At 68.8% G+C, this 18,309-nt stretch carries 15 protein-coding genes; 6 read left to right on the forward strand and 9 right to left on the reverse strand.

Going from position 1 to position 18,309, the window contains the following annotated elements:
- Window positions 1-74: 74 nt before the first annotated feature.
- The gene (locus AC3WQM_RS06000) at window positions 75-2,591 is read left to right on the forward strand and encodes an ABC transporter permease (RefSeq protein WP_492677323.1); all 2,517 of its coding nucleotides are present in this window, start codon (window positions 75-77) and stop codon (window positions 2,589-2,591) included.
- 106 nt (window positions 2,592-2,697) lie between these two features.
- Window positions 2,698-4,182 carry an AAA family ATPase gene (locus tag AC3WQM_RS06005; protein WP_492677324.1) on the forward strand — a complete coding sequence of 495 codons (1,485 nt, stop codon included), beginning with the start codon at window positions 2,698-2,700 and terminating at the stop codon, window positions 4,180-4,182.
- Between the two features lie 21 nt (window positions 4,183-4,203).
- Here AC3WQM_RS06005 and AC3WQM_RS06010 read toward each other — a convergent pair whose 3' ends face one another.
- On the reverse strand, window positions 4,204-5,124 hold the full coding sequence (locus tag AC3WQM_RS06010) for a LysR family transcriptional regulator (RefSeq protein ID WP_492677325.1): 921 nt from the start codon (window positions 5,122-5,124) through the stop codon (window positions 4,204-4,206).
- Between the two features lie 128 nt (window positions 5,125-5,252).
- On the opposite strand from AC3WQM_RS06010, the gene AC3WQM_RS06015 reads away from it, so the two are divergent.
- From AC3WQM_RS06015 to AC3WQM_RS06025, 3 genes are all read left to right on the forward strand, one after another.
- On the forward strand, window positions 5,253-6,776 hold the full coding sequence (locus AC3WQM_RS06015; RefSeq protein ID WP_492677326.1) for an MFS transporter: 1,524 nt from the start codon (window positions 5,253-5,255) through the stop codon (window positions 6,774-6,776).
- 93 nt (window positions 6,777-6,869) lie between these two features.
- Window positions 6,870-8,834, forward strand: coding sequence for a bifunctional metallophosphatase/5'-nucleotidase (locus AC3WQM_RS06020; RefSeq protein WP_492677327.1), 1,965 nt, complete (start codon window positions 6,870-6,872; stop codon window positions 8,832-8,834).
- Between the two features lie 77 nt (window positions 8,835-8,911).
- Window positions 8,912-9,136: a SlyX family protein gene (locus tag AC3WQM_RS06025; RefSeq protein ID WP_062469081.1), complete on the forward strand. Its 225-nt coding sequence runs from the start codon at window positions 8,912-8,914 to the stop codon at window positions 9,134-9,136.
- A 10-nt stretch (window positions 9,137-9,146) separates the two neighbouring features.
- Here AC3WQM_RS06025 and trhA read toward each other — a convergent pair whose 3' ends face one another.
- From trhA to cyoA, 8 genes are all read right to left on the reverse strand, one after another.
- Window positions 9,147-9,854: a PAQR family membrane homeostasis protein TrhA gene (gene trhA / locus AC3WQM_RS06030; RefSeq protein WP_492677328.1), complete on the reverse strand. Its 708-nt coding sequence runs from the start codon at window positions 9,852-9,854 to the stop codon at window positions 9,147-9,149.
- A gap of 63 nt (window positions 9,855-9,917) precedes the next feature.
- The gene (locus tag AC3WQM_RS06035) at window positions 9,918-10,481 is read right to left on the reverse strand and encodes a response regulator transcription factor (protein ID WP_062469084.1); all 564 of its coding nucleotides are present in this window, start codon (window positions 10,479-10,481) and stop codon (window positions 9,918-9,920) included.
- The gene (locus tag AC3WQM_RS06040) at window positions 10,478-11,872 is read right to left on the reverse strand and encodes an ATP-binding protein (protein ID WP_492677329.1); all 1,395 of its coding nucleotides are present in this window, start codon (window positions 11,870-11,872) and stop codon (window positions 10,478-10,480) included. Before AC3WQM_RS06040 ends, AC3WQM_RS06035 begins: the two co-directional genes overlap by 4 nt.
- Window positions 11,856-12,680 carry an SURF1 family protein gene (locus tag AC3WQM_RS06045; RefSeq protein WP_492677330.1) on the reverse strand — a complete coding sequence of 275 codons (825 nt, stop codon included), beginning with the start codon at window positions 12,678-12,680 and terminating at the stop codon, window positions 11,856-11,858. The genes AC3WQM_RS06040 and AC3WQM_RS06045 overlap by 17 nt, the downstream gene beginning before the upstream one ends.
- Entirely contained in the window at window positions 12,680-13,102 is a 423-nt protein-coding gene (cyoD, locus tag AC3WQM_RS06050; protein WP_062469089.1) for a cytochrome o ubiquinol oxidase subunit IV, read from the reverse strand. Before cyoD ends, AC3WQM_RS06045 begins: the two co-directional genes overlap by 1 nt.
- The gene (gene cyoC / locus AC3WQM_RS06055; protein ID WP_369644430.1) at window positions 13,099-13,740 is read right to left on the reverse strand and encodes a cytochrome o ubiquinol oxidase subunit III; all 642 of its coding nucleotides are present in this window, start codon (window positions 13,738-13,740) and stop codon (window positions 13,099-13,101) included. The genes cyoD and cyoC overlap by 4 nt, the downstream gene beginning before the upstream one ends.
- Window positions 13,733-15,739: a cytochrome o ubiquinol oxidase subunit I gene (cyoB, locus tag AC3WQM_RS06060; RefSeq protein ID WP_489059652.1), complete on the reverse strand. Its 2,007-nt coding sequence runs from the start codon at window positions 15,737-15,739 to the stop codon at window positions 13,733-13,735. The genes cyoC and cyoB overlap by 8 nt, the downstream gene beginning before the upstream one ends.
- A gap of 1 nt (window position 15,740) precedes the next feature.
- Window positions 15,741-16,766: a ubiquinol oxidase subunit II gene (gene cyoA / locus AC3WQM_RS06065; RefSeq protein WP_062469097.1), complete on the reverse strand. Its 1,026-nt coding sequence runs from the start codon at window positions 16,764-16,766 to the stop codon at window positions 15,741-15,743.
- A gap of 190 nt (window positions 16,767-16,956) precedes the next feature.
- Here cyoA and AC3WQM_RS06070 point away from each other — a divergent pair, with 190 nt between their 5' ends.
- Complete coding sequence (locus tag AC3WQM_RS06070) at window positions 16,957-18,297, forward strand: MFS transporter (protein WP_095743978.1); 1,341 nt, start codon at window positions 16,957-16,959, stop codon at window positions 18,295-18,297.
- Window positions 18,298-18,309: the final 12 nt, after the last annotated feature.

Genomic DNA, 18,309 nt, shown 5'->3' on the forward strand with positions numbered 1-18,309 from the left:
GCAAGACAAGGGGCCGGTGCGGCAATAACCCTTGAGTCCGCCGGTGCCGGTAGGCGTCGGCTATCGTTCGCGCCATGAACGCTTCCCTTCGCCTTGGCTGGCGCACGCTCTGGCGCGACCTGCGCGCCGGCGAGCTGCGCCTCTTGATCGTGGCCGTGGTGCTGGCCGTGGCCGCGCTCACGGCGGTCGGCTTCTTCGCCGACCGATTGCAGGGCGGGCTGCAGCGCGACGCGCGCCAGCTGCTGGGCGGCGACGCGGTGGTCGTGAGCGACAACCCGACGCCCGAAACTTTCATTGCACAGGCGAAGTCGCTGGGCCTTGCGGGCACCGGCACCTTCGGCTTTCCCACCATGGCGCGGGCCGAAGACGCCCAGGGCGGCGCCAGCAAGCTCGTGGCCCTGAAGGCCGTGACGCCGGGCTATCCGCTGCGCGGCAACCTGCAGACGGCCACCACGGCCGAGGGCGCGGGCACCGTGACGCGCGACGTGCCGGCGTCGGGCGAGGTCTGGGTCGATGCCTCGCTGCTCGACTCGCTGGGCCTGAAGGTCGGCGACACGCTGCTGCTGGGCGACACCGGCCTGCGCGTGGGCCGCGTGATCACGCTGGAACCCGACCGGGGTGCGGGCTTCATGAGCTTTTCGCCGCGCGTGATGCTCAACCAGGCCGACGTGGCGCGCACCGGCCTCGTGCAGCCGGCCAGCCGCGTGGGCTACCGCTATGCCGTGGCGGGTGACGATGCCGCCGTGAAGCGCTTCACCGAATGGGCCGACGCCACCATCAAGAAGGGCGAGCTGCGCGGCGTGCGGCTCGACTCCTTCGAAGGCGGCCGGCCCGAGATGCGCCAGACACTCGACCGCGCCGAGAAATTCCTGAGCCTGGTCGCGCTGCTCGCGGCGCTGCTGTCGGCCGTGGCCGTGGCGCTGGCCGCGCGCGGCTTCGCGGCCAGCCACCTGGACGACTGCGCCATGCTGCGCGTGCTGGGCCAGAGCCAGCGCACCATCGCCGCGGCCTACGCCTTCGAGTTCGCCGTGATCGGCACTGTGGCCAGCGCGATCGGCGTGGCCATCGGCTTCGCCGTGCACTACGTGTTCGTGCTGCTGCTGGCCGGGCTGGTCGAGACCGCCTTGCCCGCCGCCACGCTGTGGCCCGTGGCCTTCGGCCTGGGCATGGGGCTCACGCTGCTGTTCGCCTTCGGCCTGCCGCCGGTGCTGCAGCTGGCGCGCGTGCCGCCGCTGCGCGTGATCCGGCGCGATGTGGGCGGGCTCAAGCCCGCGTCGCTCGCCGTGCTCGGCATCGGAGTGGCGGGCTTCGCAGCCTTGCTGATGGCGGCCAGCAGCGACCTCAAGCTGGGCCTCATTGCGGTCGGCGGCTTTGCCGGTGCCGTGGCCGTGTTCGCGCTGCTGAGCTGGCTGGCGGTGAAGGTGCTGCGCCGCAGCGTCAGCGAGACCACCGCGCCGCGCTGGCTGGTGCTGGCCACGCGGCAGATATCGGCGCGGCCGGCCTACGCCGTGGTGCAGGTCAGCGCGCTGGCCGTGGGCCTGCTGGCGCTGGTGCTGCTCGTGCTGCTGCGCACCGACCTCGTGGCGAGCTGGCGCAAGGCCACGCCGCCCGACGCGCCCAACCGCTTTGTCATCAACGTGATGCCCGAGCAGAGCGAGGCGTTCCAGAAGACGCTGCGCGACGCGGGCGTCGCCAAGTTCGACTGGTACCCGATGATCCGCGGCCGGCTGGTGGCGATCAACGACAAGCCCGTGACGCCCGACGACTACACCGAGGACCGCGCCAAGCGCCTGGTGGACCGCGAGTTCAACCTGAGCAACAGCACCGATGCGCCCGCGCACAACAGCGTCACCGCCGGCGCCTGGACGCCCGAGGCGAAGAACGAGGTGAGCGTGGAAGAAGGCCTGGCCCAGACGCTGGGCCTGAAGCTGGGCGACACCCTGCGCTTCGACATCGGCGGCATGCAGAACGACGCGCGCATCACCTCGCTGCGCAAGGTCGACTGGGGCTCGCTGCACGCCAACTTCTTCGTGATGTACACCGTGGCCTCGCTGGCCGACGTGCCCGTGACCTACATGGGCGCCTTCCGTGCGCCCGAGACGCGCGGCTTCGACAACGCGCTGGTGCGCAGCTTCCCCAATGTGACCAACGTCGACATGAGCGCCACCATCAACCAGGTGCAGCGCGTGCTCGACCAGGTGGTGCGCGCGGTCGAGTTCCTGTTCGGCTTCACGCTGGCGGCCGGGCTGGTGGTGCTGTTCGCCGCCGTGACCGCCACGCGCGAGGAGCGCGCGCGCGAGTTCGCCGTGATGCGCGCGGTGGGCGCACGCGCCAGCCTGCTGCGGCAGGTGCAGCGTGCTGAGCTGGTGGGCGTCGGCCTGCTCGCGGGCTTCCTGGCGAGCATCGTGGCCTCGGTGATCGGCTGGGGGCTGGCGCGCTACGTGTTCGAGTTCACCTGGACCGCGTCGCCGCTCGTGCCGGTGGCCGGCGCGCTGGCCGGTGCGGTGCTCGCGCTGGCGGCGGGGTGGTGGGGCCTGCGCGATGTGCTGCGCCGGCCGGTGGTCGACACGCTGCGCCGCGCGGCCGAGTAGGGCCGCGCAGGCCCGTACAGTTTTTTTCTTCCGCGATCGGCAGGACGGGGCCGGGGATGCAATACATTCCCCGGCCCCGTATTCAATTCAGAAGAGAAATTCCTGCATGCGCTTGGCGTCATTCCAGATCACCAACTATCGCTCGATCCACGACAGCGGCTCCATCGATTCCTCCCAGATCACAGCGATCCTCGGCCGAAATGACAGCGGCAAGTCGAACCTGCTGCGCGCGTTGCACAGCCTGAACCCGACCGACGGGCTCACGGCACTCAGCCCCATCAAGGACTTTCCCCGGCACCGCCGCCTGGACGAATGCACCGACGACACCCCGGTGGTGCACACGCGCTGGGACCTCGATGCCTCCGAACAGCTGGCGCTCGCCGCCATCCTGCCGCGCGCGGCCGGCGTGCGCCAGGTCACGGCCGGGCGCGGTTACGGCGCCACGCGCACGACCGGCTTCGAGGGCCTGGGCCCGCTGTCGATCGACGTGAGCGACATCAAGGCCAAGGTGCGCAAGATCGTGCCCGCCGTGAAGGCCGCGGCCGAGAAGGTCGCCGACGAGTTGAAGGCGCCGCTCGAACAGGAGGCCGACGCCTTCGACGCCGCGATGATCCCGAGCCCCGATTTCGTCAAGTGGTCGGCCGGCGCGCTGCTGGCGCTGCAGGCGTTGCGCCAGGCGCTGGCCACGGCCGGCGCCGAGATCGCCGACAAGCAGGCGCAGATGCTGACCGAGCTCGAGGAGCTGGCACGCACGATCGACAACGACCAGCCCGCGCTGGCCCGCGCCCGCGCCTGGGTGCTGGAGAAACTGCCGCGCTTCATCTACGTCGAGGACTACGCCTCGCTGCCCGGCCGCCAGAACATCGCCGAATACCTCACGCGCAAGGGCTGGGGCGAGCGCACGGCGGGCGAGCGCAATTTCGAGAAGCTGTGCCAGGTGGCGGGGCTCGACCCGCAGCAGCTGCAGGACCTGCTGGCGAAGAACGACCTGGCGACGCGCAATCAGTTGGTGAACCGGGCCGGTGCCGTCGTGACCGCCGAGATCCGCCGGCTGTGGAAGGACCGCCCGCTCAAGATCCGTTTCAACCTCGACGGGCAGCACCTGGAGACGCTGGTGTCGGACCCGAACGGCGCCTACGAAGTCGAGGTGAACCTCGACGAGCGCAGCCGTGGCTTCCAGTGGTTCTTCTCGTTCTACATCGCGTTCTTCGCCGGCACCCGGGGTGTGGCCGCCGGTGACGTCGTGCTGCTGCTCGACGAGCCCGGGCTGCACCTGCATGCGCGCTCGCAGGCCGATCTGCTCGCGCACCTGGAGAACGACTTCGGCCACCAGATCCTCTACACCACGCACTCGCCGTTCATGGTGCCGGCGCACTGCCCCGACGCCGTGCGCGCGGCCCACATCGACGACGTGGCAGGCACCACGGTGCGCGCGGCGACGCCGGAAGATGCACGCACGCTGTTCCCGCTGGACACACTGGCGGCACTGTGGGGCCGCACGGCTGCGCCCGTGCAACCGCAGCCGGCCCCCGTGGCGGCTGCACCAGCGCCGCAGCCGGTCGAAGCGCCCGACCTCGCGGTCGCGGCCTGACGCACCGGCCCCGCCCGCCGTTCAGCGGTGCGGCGGGCGGTTGTCTTTCTCTTCCTCGTCGGCGGTCGCAGTGAACATGTGTTCGCTCGCGAAGTCGACAAACGCCCGCACCTTCGGCGACAACTGCCGACTCGAAGGCCACAGCGCCGAGAACTGCCCCTGCCGCACGAGGTGCGCGGCGAGCACGCGCTGCAGTTCACCACGGCGCAGCGCGTCGCGCGCCAGGAAGTCGGGCATGTACGCAATGCCCAGGCCCGCGACGGCGGCGCCCAGCATGGCTTCCATGTTGTTGCAGACCAGGCCCGGCGGCAGCTGGGGCGGCAGGCCGGGCAGGTCCCAGTCCTCGATCTTTCCGCCGGTCACGAACTTGTAGCGCAGGCAGCTGTGACGGGCGAGGTCGGCCGGCACTTGCGGCACGCCGTGTTGCGCCAGGTAGGCCGGCGAGGCGGCGAGCACGAAGCTGAACGGGCCGAGCCGGCGCGCCACGAGCTGTGAGTCGACCAGCTCGCCGCTGCGGATGGCCACGTCGACACCTTCGGCCACCACGTCGACCAGCCGGTCGTTGAAGTCGAGGTCGAGTTCGATCTCGGGAAAGCGTGCCTTGAACGCCGGCAGGATCGGCAGCAGAAAGCGGTAGCCGATGGTCGGCAGGCTCACGCGCAGGCGGCCGCGCGGTGTGGCGACGGCGTCCTGCAGCATGGCGCGCGCATCGCCGAGCTCGTCGAGGATGCGGCGGCAGCGCTCATGGAACATCGCGCCCTCGGCCGTGAGCCGCACCTGCCGCGTGGTTCGGTGGAACAGCCGCACGCCCACCTGCGCCTCGAGCCGCGCGACGTTCTTGCCCACGGCCGAGGCCGAGATGCCCAGGTCGCGGCCCGCCCGCGCAAAGCTCTGCAGGTCGGCCGCCCGCACGAAGGATTCGAGTCCGCTGAAGCTGTCCATGGGCTTGATTGGCAACCTGGGGTTGGCAGTGTGAGGAGCTGAAGGCCCATTTTCGTTTCATTGAATCCTTTTTATCTTCGCTTCACGCATTTCCTTCCTTTTCCTTCTCCCGCGTGAAAGCCCTCCCGATGTCCTCCCCCGATTCCCACAAGGCCTGGCTGCTCGCCGCCGTCTGCCTGGCCGCGCTCGGCATGCCGCTGAGCTTCACCGGCCCGGCCGTGGTGCTGCCCGCGATCCGCGACGCGCTGGGCGGCACGCCGGTGCAACTCAACTGGGTGACCAACGCCTTCATGCTGAGCTTCGGCGCCACGCTGATGGCGGCCGGCGCGCTGGCCGATGCGTATGGGCGCAAGCGCGTCTTCCTGCTGGGCCTGGCGGTGGTGGCGCTGAGCAGCGCGCTGCTGACGCTGGCGCCGGGCATCGTCGCCTTCGATCTCGCGCGCGCCGTGCAGGGGCTGGGCTCGGCAGCCGCTTTCGCAGCCGGCACGGCTGCGCTGGCGCAGCTGTTCGACGGGCCGGCGCGGCTGCGGGCGTTCAGCCTCATCGGCACCTCGTTCGGCGTGGGGCTGTCGTGCGGATCGATCCTCTCGGGCTGGCTGGCCGACACCGTCGGCTGGCACGCCGTGATGCTGAGCCCCGGCGCCGTGAGCCTCGTTGCGCTGGGCCTGGCCGCGCCGCGCATGCGCGAGTCGCGCAACCCGCAGGCGAGGGGGCTGGACGTGCCGGGCACGCTCAGCTTCACGGCCGCACTGAGCCTGCTCACGCTGGGCGTGCTGCAGGCGCCCGACAGCGGCTGGGGCAGCCCGTGGGTGCTCGCGGCGCTGGCCGGCGCGCTGGCCATGGGCGCGGCTTTCATCGCCATCGAGCGGCGCGTGGCGCATCCGATGCTCGACCTGTCGCTGTTCCGCTTTCCGCGCTTCGTCGGCGTGCAACTGCTGGCCGCGGCGCCGGCCTACGGCTTTGTCGTGCTGCTGGTGCTGCTGCCGATCCGCTTCATCGGGCTCGAGGGGCGCAGCGCGCTGGAGGCGGGCGGCTTCATGTTCGCGCTGTCGGGGCCGATCCTCGTGGTGCCGACGCTCGCGGCGTGGCTTGCACACCGGTTCTCGGCGGGTGTGATTTCGGCCGTGGGGCTGCTGGTGTGCGCGGCGGGGCTTGTGTGGCTCAGCCGCTGCGCGCCGGGCACGCCCTTGCACGGCCTCGTGGGCCCGCTGCTGCTGATCGGCGCGGGCATCGGCCTGCCCTGGGGACTGATGGACGGCCTGGCCGTGAGCGTGGTGCCGCGCGAGCGGGCGGGCATGGCGTCGGGCATCTTCAACACGGTGCGCGTCGCGGGGGAGGGCATCGCGCTGGCGCTGGTGGGGGCGGGGCTCACGGCCCTCGTGGCGCTGCAACTGAAGGCGTCATCGTCGCCTTCGTCCGTCGCGGTGTCGCAGGCGGCGCAGCGCGTGGCGACGGGCGACCTGGCGCAGGCGCTGGCTCTGCTGCCGGGCATGGACCGCGCGGCGCTGCTGCAGGCGTATGGCGTGGCGTTCGGGACGCTGTTGTGCGTGCTGGCCGGGGTGACGGTGCTGACGGCGGTCGTGGTGTTTGCATTCCTGCGCGGCGATGAGCCTGCACGAGGCCACGCTGAAGCACTCGGTCAGAACGCGTAAGGCGCCTCACCCCGCACCCGATGAGGTGCTTTCATGGACACGTCATGCGCCGTTGCCAGCATCCCCGCTCGATCAACAGGAGCGGAGTGCGAGATGGTGAGGAACAACAGTCGACGGGTCGTGGGAGCAGCTGCCACGGTGATTGCAGCCTGCGTGATGGCCGCATGCGGTGGCGGTGGGGGCGGCGGTGTCGCGTTCCCGCCGATCGCCGTGGCGCCGCCGCCGGCACCAGCCCCCGCGCCCGCGCCGCAGGGCAAGGCGATCGACCTCACGATCCTGCACATCGACGACCACCACTCCAACCTCGAAGCCAAGGACAAGACGCTGCAGCTCAACGCAGGCGGCGGCGCGCCGGTGGCGGTCACGGTCAATGCGGCGGGCTTTCCGCGCGTCACCGCGGCGATCCAGGCGCTGGCCGCCCAGTCGCCGAACGTGCTGAAGCTGCATGCCGGCGACGCGCTCACCGGCACCCTGTACTTCAACCGCGCGGGCGCCGACGGCGAGGCCGATGCGGCGCTGATGAACACCGTGTGCTTCGACGCCTTCACGCTGGGCAACCACGAGTTCGACAAGGGCGACACCGGCCTGAAGGGCTTTCTCGACCTGCTGCGCAAGGGCACGTGCCAGACGCCGGTGCTCAGCGCCAACGTGAACTTCGGCGCCAACTCGGCGCTGCACCCGTCGAAGGCGCCCGGCTACGTGAAGCGCTCGACGGTGCTCGAACGCGGCGGCGAGAAGATCGGCCTGGTCGGCCTGACCATCGCGGGCAAGACCAAGGCCTCGTCCAGCCCCGACCCCGACACCACCTTCGAGGACGAAACCGTCGCCGCCCAGCGCGAGATCGACCTGTTGCGCGCCCAGGGCGTGAACAAGATCGTCGTCATGAGCCACATCGGCTACGAATACGACAAGCAGGTCGCGTCGCGCCTGAGCGGCGTCGACGTCGTGGTGGGCGGTGACTCGCACACGCTCATCGGCCCCGACGCGCTCACCCGCTATGGCGTGGGTTCGCCGGCCGGCGCCTACCCCACGGCCCTGACCGACAAGGACGGCAAGAAGGTCTGCCTGGTCCACGCCTGGGAGTACAGCCAGGTGGTGGGCGAACTGAAGGTGAGCTTCGACGAGAAGGGCGACGTCACGGCCTGCAGCGGCACGCCGCACGTGCTGATCGGCGACGACTTCCGCGTCGGCGGCAAGGCCGTCGATGCCAACCAGCGCAGCGCCCTCCTGGCCGACGTGGCGGCCAGCGGCTTCCTGCGCGTGACCGCGCCCGACTCCACGGCCACTGCCGTGCTGCAGCCCTTCAAGGACAAGGTGGCGGTGTTCAACACCACGCTGGTGGCCACCGTGACCGAAGAGCTGTGCTCGCGCCGCGTGCCCGGCGGCACGGGCACCGTCGACTACTCGCGTTCCAGCGTCTCGTGCAACGCGCTGGGCAGCGTGAGCCTGCGCGGCGGCGACATCCAGCAGATGGCGGCGCAGGCCTATCTGGAGATCGGCCACAGCAAGTACGGCGGCGCCGACATCTCGCTGCAAAGCGGCGGCGGCGCGCGCATTCCGCTGGTGCCGGGCAACGTCACGGCGGCGAGCGTGATCCAGGTGCTGCCCTTCGGCAACATGCTGTTCCGCCTCGACGTCACCGGCCGCGAGGTCAAGGGCATGCTCGAAGACGGCCTGCAGGCCGTGTACGGCCCGGGCGGCTCCACCGGCCCGTACCCCTACACCGGCGGCCTGCGCTTCGACGTCGACGCCACGCAGGCCAACGGTCAGCGCGCCAGCAACATCGAGGTGCGCGCGCCCGGCACCGGCGTGTGGGGCCCGCTCGACCTAGACAAGACCTACAAGCTGTTCGTGCTGAGCTTCAACGCCAGCGGCGGCGACGGCTACAAGACGCTGGCCGCCGTGCCCGCGGCGCGGCGCCTGGACATCGGCGTGCTCGATGCCGACGTGTTCTTCAACTACATCGAGTCCAAGCCCAAGGATGTCGGCTCGGGCCTGTCGCTGTTGCAGAAGCTGCCGGTCGAGCTGTACAGCACCAAGTCGTACAAGGCACCTTGAGGCCAGGACGCATGCGCAGGCGTCGGGCAGGGTGTCGTCGCACGGAAAGTCGGTGGATCTTCCTGTCCAATAGCGGCATGGAACATTCACCGAACGACGTGACAGAGCGCCTGAACGACCTCGAGATCAAGTCGAGCTATGCCGAAGACCTGCTCGAGCAGCTGAACATGACGATCTACCGGCAACAGCAGCAGATCGACAGCCTGATCCTGCAGGTCGCGCAGCTCAGGCTGCAAAGCCAGAACGCGGGACAAGACGGAGGCGCACGCAACCTGCGCGACGAACTTCCTCCCCACTACTGAGGACGTGCGGTCAGCCGTGCGCGTGCCAGAGCACGGCGAAGAAATGGCAGGTGCTGCCGGCCAAAACAAAAAGGTGCCACACCGAATGCGCATAGCGCACCTTGTTGTCGAACAGGAACACCACGGCCCCGGCCGTGTAGAACAGCCCGCCGGCCACGAGCCAGGCCAGCCCCGCCGATGACATGCGCTCGTACAGCGGCACCGCCGCCATCAGCGCCATCCAGCCCATCGCCACGTACAGGCCGGTGGACCACAGCGGGTGCTGCAGGCGGTTGAACAGCTTGGCGCCCACGCCCAGCACGGCGGCGGCGGTGACGGCGCCGAACAGCGTCCAGCCCCAGGGACCGCGCAGCACGCCGAACAGAAAGGGCATGTAGCTGCCCGCAATGAACAGGTAGATGGCCGCGTGGTCGAGCCGGTTGAACCAGGCCTTGGCGCGGCCGATGGGCAGCGCGTGGTACAGCGTGGAGATCAGGTACAGCACGATGGCCGTGCCCGCGAAGAGCGAGGCGCCCACCACGGCCGCGGCCTGGCCCTTCTGGGCGGCGCTGTAGACCAGGATCGGCAGCGAGGCGATCGCCAGCAGCAGGCCCAGTCCGTGGCTCAGGGCGTTGAAGAGCTCTTCCATCGCGGTCTGGTCGCGCGCGGCGGACGCCTGCTTTTTCTGCAGATCGGTGGAACGGGCGGGCTGCAGCTGCAGCGGCGGGCTATTCGTCATCAGGAACAGAGCCTCCGGGGTCGGTGTTGGTTTCGCAAGAATTCGCGAAACCGGCAGATCATGTTACTTGACCTGCTGTTTGCCGAGTTTGCGTGCCAATGTGCGCCGATGCATGCCGAGCCGGCGCGCGGTTTCCGAGATGTTGAAGCCGGTCTCGGCCAGCATTTCGTGGATGCGCTCCCACTCCAGCGTCTTGATCGAGGTGGAGCGGTTGGTCAGTTCGACCTCGGTGGTGCCGGCGGCGCGGCCGAAGGCGGCCTCGATGTCGTCGGTGTTCGAGGGCTTGGCCAGGTAGTGGCAGGCGCCGAGCTTGATGGCCTCGACGGCGGTGGCGATGCTCGCGAAGCCGGTGAGCACCACGATCAGCATCTCGGCGTCGTGCCGGTGCAGCATCTGCACGCAGGCCAGGCCCGAGGCCTCGCCGTTGAGCTTCAGGTCGACCACGGCGTAGCCGGGCGAGGGGCCGTCGCCTTCCTCGAGCAGCGCTTCCACCTCCTCGAGGTTGCGGGCATGCACCACCACGTAGCCGCGCCGCTCGAACGAGCGCGCGAGCGTGCGCGCGAAGGCCTCGTCGTCCTCGACGATGAGCAGCTGGCGGACTTCGGCGGTGTCGGGTGTGTGGGTCATGGGCTGCTCGGGGCTGGGGGGGCGGCGGAGTCCGCGAGGGGGGCGGCTGCTTCGTCGTCCTCTTCGAGCACGATGGCCGCCAGCGGCAGCGTGATGGTCACGATGGCGCCGCCTTCGGGGCGGTTGCGCACGGCGACGCGTCCGCCCAGGGTGCGCGCCACGTTCACCACCAGGAACAGGCCCAGCCCGCCGCCGGGTCGGCCCTTGCTCGACTGGTAGGGCTTGCCGAACTCCGCGAGGATGGCCGGCATGAAGCCGGGGCCCGCGTCGGTGACGGTGATGGTGAGCGCGTCGGCGTCGTGCGTGGCCTCCAGGCGCAGCCAGTGCGGCGAGGCCTCGAGCGCGTTGTCGAGCACGTTGCACACCATCTGCTTGATGGCCGAGTCGGACACCATGGGCAGGTCCTGCCCGAACAGGTTCTCGTAGTCGAACTCCTCGACCGGGCGCGTGGTGCGCCATTCTTCGACGAGGTCGTCCAGGAAGGTGCGCACGGTGGTCTCTTCGGACGATTCGCCGCGCGTCTCGCCGGCCGACAGCAGGATGCCGCTCACGATGCTCTTGCAGCGCTGGATCTGCACTTCCATCTCGGCCACTTCCTGCAGCAGCTCGGGGTCGGAGCTGAAGTGCGGCAGCCGGCGCCAGTCGCCCAGGATCACGGCCAGCGTGGCCAGCGGCGTGCCCAGCTCGTGCGCCGCGCCCGAGGCCAGCAGGCCCATGCGCACGATGTGTTCTTCTTCGGAGGCGCGCTGGCGCAGGTCGGCCAGGCGCGCGTCGCGCACGCGCAGGTTGCGGCTGATGCGGGTGATGAAGACCACCAGCAGCGCCGCGTTGAGCGCGAAGCACACCAGCATGCCCTGCACGTAGGGGCTCCACAGGCCGCGGTCGTGGTCCAGCGGCAAGGGCAGCGGGCGCGAGAACAGCGCCAGGCCCGCGAAGCACAGGCCGGTGATGACCACGATGGTCCAGGTCGACCAGGCCTTGAGCAGCACCGCGCCCAGGATCACCTGCAGCAGGTACAGGAAGACGAAGGGGTTGGTGGCGCCGCCGCTGAGGTACAGCTGGGCCGTGAGCGTGGCCACGTCGACCAGCAGCGCGACGAACAGCTCTTCGTTGGTCACGCGGCCATGGATGCGCAGGCGCAGCAGGCTCACCATGTTGAACAGCGCGAGGCAGGTGAGCACCTGCAGCATGTGGTTCAGCGGCAGCCGGATGCCGAAGCCGTAGTGCACCACGAGGATGGTGGCCACCTGCCCGACCACGGCGAACCAGCGCAGCTGGATCAGCTGCTGCATGTTCTGGTGGCCGATGGCGTTGTCCAGGCTCGCAACGCCCGCGCGCGGGGCGTGCAGCTCGCCGGCCACCGCGACGAGCTTGTCAGTCGCGGCGGGCATCGGCGGGGTCGGGGCGTGCGGCGTCGGCATGCGGTGCATTTTCGCCGCTGCCGCCGGGGGCCGCCCGCCGGCGCCGGTCGTCGCGCCACACGAACCCATAGGCGCCGAGCACCATCAGCGCCAGCCCGTACCAGGTGAGGGCGTAGACGAGGTGGCTGTTGGGGAAGGCGATGACGGTCAGGCCGCCGGCCGGCCAGGTGGGCGCGGCCTGTGCGGGCGCGGGCCCGGCCTCGGCATCGACGAAGTACGGCGCCACGTCGGCCAGGCCGCGCGCGGCGGCAATGGCCTGCACGTCGCGCGAGAACCAGCGGTCGGCCGCGGGGTCGTTCGTGCGCAGGAAGCCGCCCTTGGGCTCGGTCAGGCGCAGCAGGCCGGCCACGGTGGTGTCGCCCTGGGGCTCGGGCGCGGTGCGCGCCGCGCGCTCGCGCGCCTCGGGCGGCACGAAGCCGCGGTTGACGAGCACGACGCTGCCGTCGGCGGTGCGCAGCGGGGTCAGCACCCAGAAGCCGGCACCGAACCGGGTGCTGGCCTGCACCAGCGCTTCCTTGTCATGGAGGAGCGTGCCGCGAAGGCGCACGTGCCGGTATTCGTCGTTGGCCGCGTTGACCGTGGGCCATTCGGGTCGCGCCGGCGCGTCGGCGGCCGGTGCGTGCACGCGCTGGTCGACGCGGGCGATGAGATCGAGCTTCCAGGCCCTGCGCTCGACCTGCCAGGTGCCGAGCGCAAGAAAGCCGGCAAAGGCGAGGAGGGCGCAGACCGCCAGCGCCGCACGCGTGACAACGGAGCGCGGGCGGGCGGCCGGGGCCATCAGGGCATGTTCTTCATGTCGTGGACCATGGCCGGCATCATGTTGGTGTTCATGTGATACATGACCCACAGCGAGCCGGCCAGCGTGATGACCACGAGCACCAGCGTGAAGATCAGCGCCAGCATGTTCCAGCCGCCTTCGGACTTGGCGTCCATGTGCAGGAAGTACACCATGTGGACCACGATCTGCACCACGGCGAAGCCGAGGATGACGAGGGCGGTGGTGCTCGGGTTGGCGATCACCTTGCCCATCACGAGCCAGAACGGGATCGCGGTCAGGATCACGGCCAGCACGAAGCCGGTCATGTAGCCCTTGAAGGTGCTGTGGCTGACCGGACCGTCGTCGTGGTGGTCGCCGTGACCGTGGCTGTCGTGTGCGCCGTGGCCGTGTGCGGCGGTGGCGGTGTGTGCGGGGGCGCTCATGCCATCGATCCCATGAGGTAGACAAAGGTGAAGACGCCGATCCACACGACGTCCAGGAAGTGCCAGAACATCGACAGGCACATCAGGCGGCGGCGGTTGGCGGCGGTGAAGCCGTGCTTGGGCAGCTGGACCATCAGCACGACCAGCCAGATGATGCCGAAGCTCACGTGCAGGCCGTGCGTGCCCACCAGCGCGAAGAACGACGACAGGAAGGCGCTGCGCTGCGGGCCGGCGCCTTCGTGCAGCAGGTGCGCGAACTCGTACAGCTCCAGGCCGATGAAGCCCAGGCCGAGAAGGCCGGTGATGCCCAGCCACAGCAGCACGCCGCCCATGCGCTTGCGCTGCATCTCGAGCATCGCGAAGCCGTAGGTGATCGACGACAGCAGCAGCAGCGAGGTGTTCATCGCCACCAGCGGCAGATCGAACAGGTCGGCGCCCGAGGGGCCGGCCGCGTAGTTGCGGCCCAGCACGCCGTACACCGCGAACAGGCACGCGAAGATGAGGCAGTCGCTCATCAGGTAGAGCCAGAAGCCCAGCAGCGTGCCGTTCTCGGGGTGGTGGTCCTCGTTGCGGACGTGGAACAGGTCGAACGCCGGTGCGTTCGCGTTCCGGGAGGGGAGGGCGGTGGTATCAGACATGGGCGGTGGCCAAGAGGCGCGTGCGTGCTTCTTCGGTGCGAACGACTTCTTCCGCGGGGATGTAGTAGTCGCGCTTGTAGTTGAAGGTGTGGGCGATGATCGCGGCCAGCATGGCCACGAAGCCGATGCCGGCCACGAGCCACATCTGCCAGATCAGGGCGAAGCCGCACACCGCGCTCAGTGCCGCGATGATGAAGCCGGCGGCCGTGTTCTTGGGCATGTGCACGGGGCTGAAGCCGTCCAGCGGGCGCTGGTAGCCGCGGGCCTTCATGTCGGTCCAGGCGTCGTTGTCATGCACGCGCGGCGTGAACGCGAAGTTGTAGGCCGGCGGCGGCGACGAGGTCGACCACTCCAGCGTGCGGCCGTTCCACGGGTCGCCCGTGGTGTCGCGCAGCGACTCGCGGCGGATGAAGCTCACCACCAGCTGGATCAGGAACGAGGCGATGCCCAGGGCGATCAGCACCGCGCCGAAGGCGGCGACCTGGAACCAGATCTGCAGCGACATGTCCTGGAAGTGGCTCATGCGGCGGGTGACGCCCATCAGGCCCAGGATGTACAGCGGCATGAAGGCCATCCAGAAGCCGACGATCCAGAACCAGAACGAGCACTTGCCCCAGAACGGATCGAGCTTGTAGCCGAAGGCCTTCGGGAACCAGTAGGTGATGCCCGCCAGCATGCCGAACAGCACGCCGCCGATGATCACGTTGTGGAAGTGGGCAATCAGGAACAGGCTGTTGTGCAGCACGAAGTCGGCCGGGGGCACGGCCAGCAGCACGCCGGTCATGCCGCCGATCACGAAGGTGATCATGAAGCCGATGGTCCACATCATGGGCAGCTCGAAACGGATGCGGCCGCGGTACATGGTGAAGAGCCAGTTGAAGATCTTCGCCCCTGTGGGGATCGAGATGATCATCGTCGTGATGCCGAAGAACGAGTTCACGCTGGCGCCGGAGCCCATGGTGAAGAAGTGGTGCAGCCACACGAGGTACGACAGGATCGTGATCACGACCGTGGCGTACACCATCGAGGCGTAGCCGAACAGGCGCTTGCCCGAGAAGGTGGAGACCACTTCCGAGAAGATGCCGAAGGCCGGCAGGATCAGGATGTACACCTCGGGGTGGCCCCAGATCCAGATCAGGTTCACGTACATCATGGCGTTGCCGCCCATGTCGTTCGTGAAGAAGTTGGTGCCGACGTAACGGTCCAGCGACAGCAGGGCCAGCACGGCCGTGAGCACCGGGAAGGCAGCGACGATCAGCACGTTGGTGCACAGGGCGGTCCACGTGAAGACGGGCATCTTCATCATGGTCATGCCGGGCGCGCGCATCTTCACGATGGTGGCCAGCAGGTTCACGCCTGAGAGCAGTGTTCCGACCCCCGCGATCTGCAAGGACCAGATGTAGTAATCGACCCCCACGTCAGGACTGAACAGGATGCCCGACAGCGGCGGGTACGCCAGCCAGCCGGTCTTGGCGAACTCGCCCACGAACAGCGAGGCCATCACGAGGCCGGCGCCGAAGGTGGTCATCCAGAAGCTGAAGTTGTTCAGGAACGGGAAGGCCACGTCGCGTGCGCCGATCTGCAGCGGCACCACGAAGTTCATGAGGCCCGTGACCAGCGGCATCGCCACGAAGAAGATCATGATCACGCCGTGGGCGGTGAAGATCTGGTCGTAGTGGTGCGGCGGCAAAAAGCCCGCGTTGTCGCCGAAGGCGACGGCCTGCTGGGCCCGCATCATCAGTGCGTCGGCGAAGCCGCGCAGCAGCATCACCAGGCCCAGGATGATGTACATGATGCCGATCTTCTTGTGGTCGATGCTGGTGATCCAGTCATTCCACAAGGTGCCCCACAGCTTGAAATAGGTCACGGCGCCCAGCAGCGCCAGGCCGCCCAGGATCACGGCCGCGAAGGTCACGAGCAGGATCGGCTCGTGAAGGGGAATCGCCTCCCAGGAGAGGCGGCCGAAGACGAGCTTCGTCAGGTCTAGGTTCTGCAACATCTTAGTCTTCGGTGGTGCACATCGCGGTGACGTACTTGCGCTTGGGCGTGTCGAGGGAGTCGGCCTGCCAGGCCTGCTTGGTGGCGACGTTGAAGGCGCCGGGCTTGCCCAGGCCGCCGTCGGCGTCGATGGCCATCATTTCCTTCATGCACATCTTGTTGCGGTCGACGCACAGGTTCAGGATGGCGTCGTACAGGGCCGGGTCGACCGCGGCGTAGTGGCGCACGGGCTCGCGCTCGCTCGGCACTTCGAGCTTCTTGTACTGCTCGCGGGTCAGCTCGCCTTCCTTGCCGGTCTTGACCTTGGCCACCCACTGGTCGAAGCCGTCATGGCTCAGGCCGTGGAACTTGAAGCGCATGCCCGAGAAGCCCGCGCCGCTGTAGTTGGCGGAGAAGCCGTCGAACTCACCCGGCTTGTTGATCACCGCGTGCAGCTTGGTCTCCATGCCCGGCATGGCATAGATCTGGCCGGCCAGCGCGGGGATGAAGAAGGAGTTCATGACCGACGAGGCTGTGATCTTGAAGCTGATCGGGCGGTCCACCGGGGCGGCCAGCTCGTTCACCGTGGCGATGCCCTGCTCGGGGTAGATGAAGAGCCACTTCCAGTCCAGCGCCACCACCTCGACCACCAGCGGCTTGGTTTCGGCGGGAATCGGGCGCTGCGCGTCCAGGCGGCTCAGCGGGCGGTACGGGTCCAGCGTGTGGGTGCTGATCCAGGTGATCGCGCCCAGCGCGATGATGATCAAGAGCGGCGCGGCCCAGATCGCCAGCTCGAGCTGCGTGGAATGGTCCCAGTCGGGGCTGTAGGTGGCCTCCTTGTTCGACTGGCGATAGCGCCAGGCAAAGAAGATGGTCAGGGCGATCACCGGAATGATGATGATCAGCATCAGCACCGTGGAGACGACGATGAGGCGTCCCTGCTGGTTGGCGATGTCGCCGGAGGGGTTCAACAGCACCGTGTTGCAGCCCGCCAGGAAAATGGCGGAAAGCAGCAGAAGTGCTCGGCGAAGGGTCTTGAGGATGTGCATGCCGGGAGAGGAAAGTGCGAAGGCCGCGCAAAAATGACCCTGCAATCTACGCCGCCCAAGGGATTCCGCCTATTGGACGTTTTGTCCTATGGCGGTAAACGCAATTCGGTGAGACGCTACAGGGTGTCCAGAATTTCCCCTGTGTCGTGCCCCGGCATGACACCCGAATTACAGCCAGCCAGCTAGCAAGATGACGACGTCCAGCATCAGTCCACCAGGCGCCCAGCCTGTGTCGCACCCGACCGAAGGCGGCGCCCGCGCCGCAGACGCCGACCATTCGCACATCGCCCCGGGCGAGATCGCGGTCGGCGTGGTCATCGGCCGCGCCTCCGAGTATTTCGACTTCTTCGTCTACGGCATCGCCTCGGTGCTGGTGTTCCCGGCGGTGTTCTTCCCCTTCGAGCAGCGCCTGGAAGGCGTGCTCTGGGCCTTCGTGATCTTCTCGTTCGCCTTCATCGCGCGCCCCTTCGGCACCGTGATCTCGATGGCGATCCAGCGGCGCTTCGGGCGCGAGACCAAGCTGACGATCGCGCTGTTCCTGCTGGGCACCTCCACCGCCGGCATCGCCTTCCTGCCGGGCTACGCGAGCATCGGCTTCACGGCCATCGTGCTGCTGTCCATCTTCCGCTTTGCCCAGGGCCTGGCACTGGGCGGCTCGTGGGATGGCCTGCCGTCGCTGCTGGCGCTGAACGCACCGCCCAACAAGCGCGGCTGGTACGCCATGCTGGGCCAGCTGGGCGCACCGCTGGGCTTCTTCCTGGCCAGCGCGCTGTTCGCGTACCTGTATTCCAGCCTGCCGCTGGCCGACTTCCTCGACTGGGGCTGGCGCTACACCTTCTACGTGGCCTTCGCCATCAACGTCGTGGCGCTGTTCGCGCGCCTGCGCCTGGTGGCCACCGACGAGTACGCGCGCCTGCTCGAAGAGCGCGAGCTGCAGCCCACCAGCGTGGTCGAGCTGACCCGCTCGCAGGGCGCCAACCTGCTGATCGGCGCGTTCGCCGCGCTGGCCAGCTACGCGCTGTTCCACCTGATCACGGTGTTCCCGCTGTCGTGGATCTCGCTGTACTCCGACCAGTCGATCACCGAGTTCCTGATCGTGCAGATGGTCGGCGCGGTGTTCGGCGCCATCGGCATCGTGGCCTCGGGCCTGATCGCCGACCGCATCGGCCGTCGCTTCACGCTCGGTGGCCTGGCCGCCATGATCGCCGTGTTCAGCGGCTTCGCGCCCACGCTGCTCGACGGCGGACGCATCGGCCAGGACATCTTCATCGTGCTGGGCTTTGCGCTCCTGGGCCTGTCGTACGGCCAAGCGGCCGGCGCCGTGACCTCCAATTTCGCGCCCAAGTACCGCTACGTGGGCGCGGCCCTCACGGCCGACCTGGCCTGGCTCATCGGCGCGGCCTTTGCCCCGCTGGTCGCCCTGGGCCTGTCGGCCCACTTCGGCCTGGCCTTCGTGAGCATCTACCTGCTGTCGGGCGCGCTCGGCACGCTGGCGGCGCTGGGGCTGAACCGGGCGCTGGCGCGGGACTGACCGGCAGCATTG

This window comes from Variovorax sp. FW301-JW7, from assembly GCF_058788795.1.

Coding starts and splice junctions, on each gene's coding strand:
- AC3WQM_RS06000 (WP_492677323.1), top strand. CDS start 75: ATGAACGCTTCCCTTCGCCTTGGCTGGCGCACGCTCTGGCGCGACCTG.
- AC3WQM_RS06005 (WP_492677324.1), top strand. CDS start 2,698: ATGCGCTTGGCGTCATTCCAGATCACCAACTATCGCTCGATCCACGAC.
- AC3WQM_RS06010 (WP_492677325.1), bottom strand. CDS start 5,124: ATGGACAGCTTCAGCGGACTCGAATCCTTCGTGCGGGCGGCCGACCTG.
- AC3WQM_RS06015 (WP_492677326.1), top strand. CDS start 5,253: ATGTCCTCCCCCGATTCCCACAAGGCCTGGCTGCTCGCCGCCGTCTGC.
- AC3WQM_RS06020 (WP_492677327.1), top strand. CDS start 6,870: ATGGTGAGGAACAACAGTCGACGGGTCGTGGGAGCAGCTGCCACGGTG.
- AC3WQM_RS06025 (WP_062469081.1), top strand. CDS start 8,912: ATGGAACATTCACCGAACGACGTGACAGAGCGCCTGAACGACCTCGAG.
- trhA (WP_492677328.1), bottom strand. CDS start 9,854: ATGACGAATAGCCCGCCGCTGCAGCTGCAGCCCGCCCGTTCCACCGAT.
- AC3WQM_RS06035 (WP_062469084.1), bottom strand. CDS start 10,481: ATGACCCACACACCCGACACCGCCGAAGTCCGCCAGCTGCTCATCGTC.
- AC3WQM_RS06040 (WP_492677329.1), bottom strand. CDS start 11,872: ATGCCCGCCGCGACTGACAAGCTCGTCGCGGTGGCCGGCGAGCTGCAC.
- AC3WQM_RS06045 (WP_492677330.1), bottom strand. CDS start 12,680: ATGGCCCCGGCCGCCCGCCCGCGCTCCGTTGTCACGCGTGCGGCGCTG.
- cyoD (WP_062469089.1), bottom strand. CDS start 13,102: ATGAGCGCCCCCGCACACACCGCCACCGCCGCACACGGCCACGGCGCA.
- cyoC (WP_369644430.1), bottom strand. CDS start 13,740: ATGTCTGATACCACCGCCCTCCCCTCCCGGAACGCGAACGCACCGGCG.
- cyoB (WP_489059652.1), bottom strand. CDS start 15,739: ATGTTGCAGAACCTAGACCTGACGAAGCTCGTCTTCGGCCGCCTCTCC.
- cyoA (WP_062469097.1), bottom strand. CDS start 16,766: ATGCACATCCTCAAGACCCTTCGCCGAGCACTTCTGCTGCTTTCCGCC.
- AC3WQM_RS06070 (WP_095743978.1), top strand. CDS start 16,957: ATGACGACGTCCAGCATCAGTCCACCAGGCGCCCAGCCTGTGTCGCAC.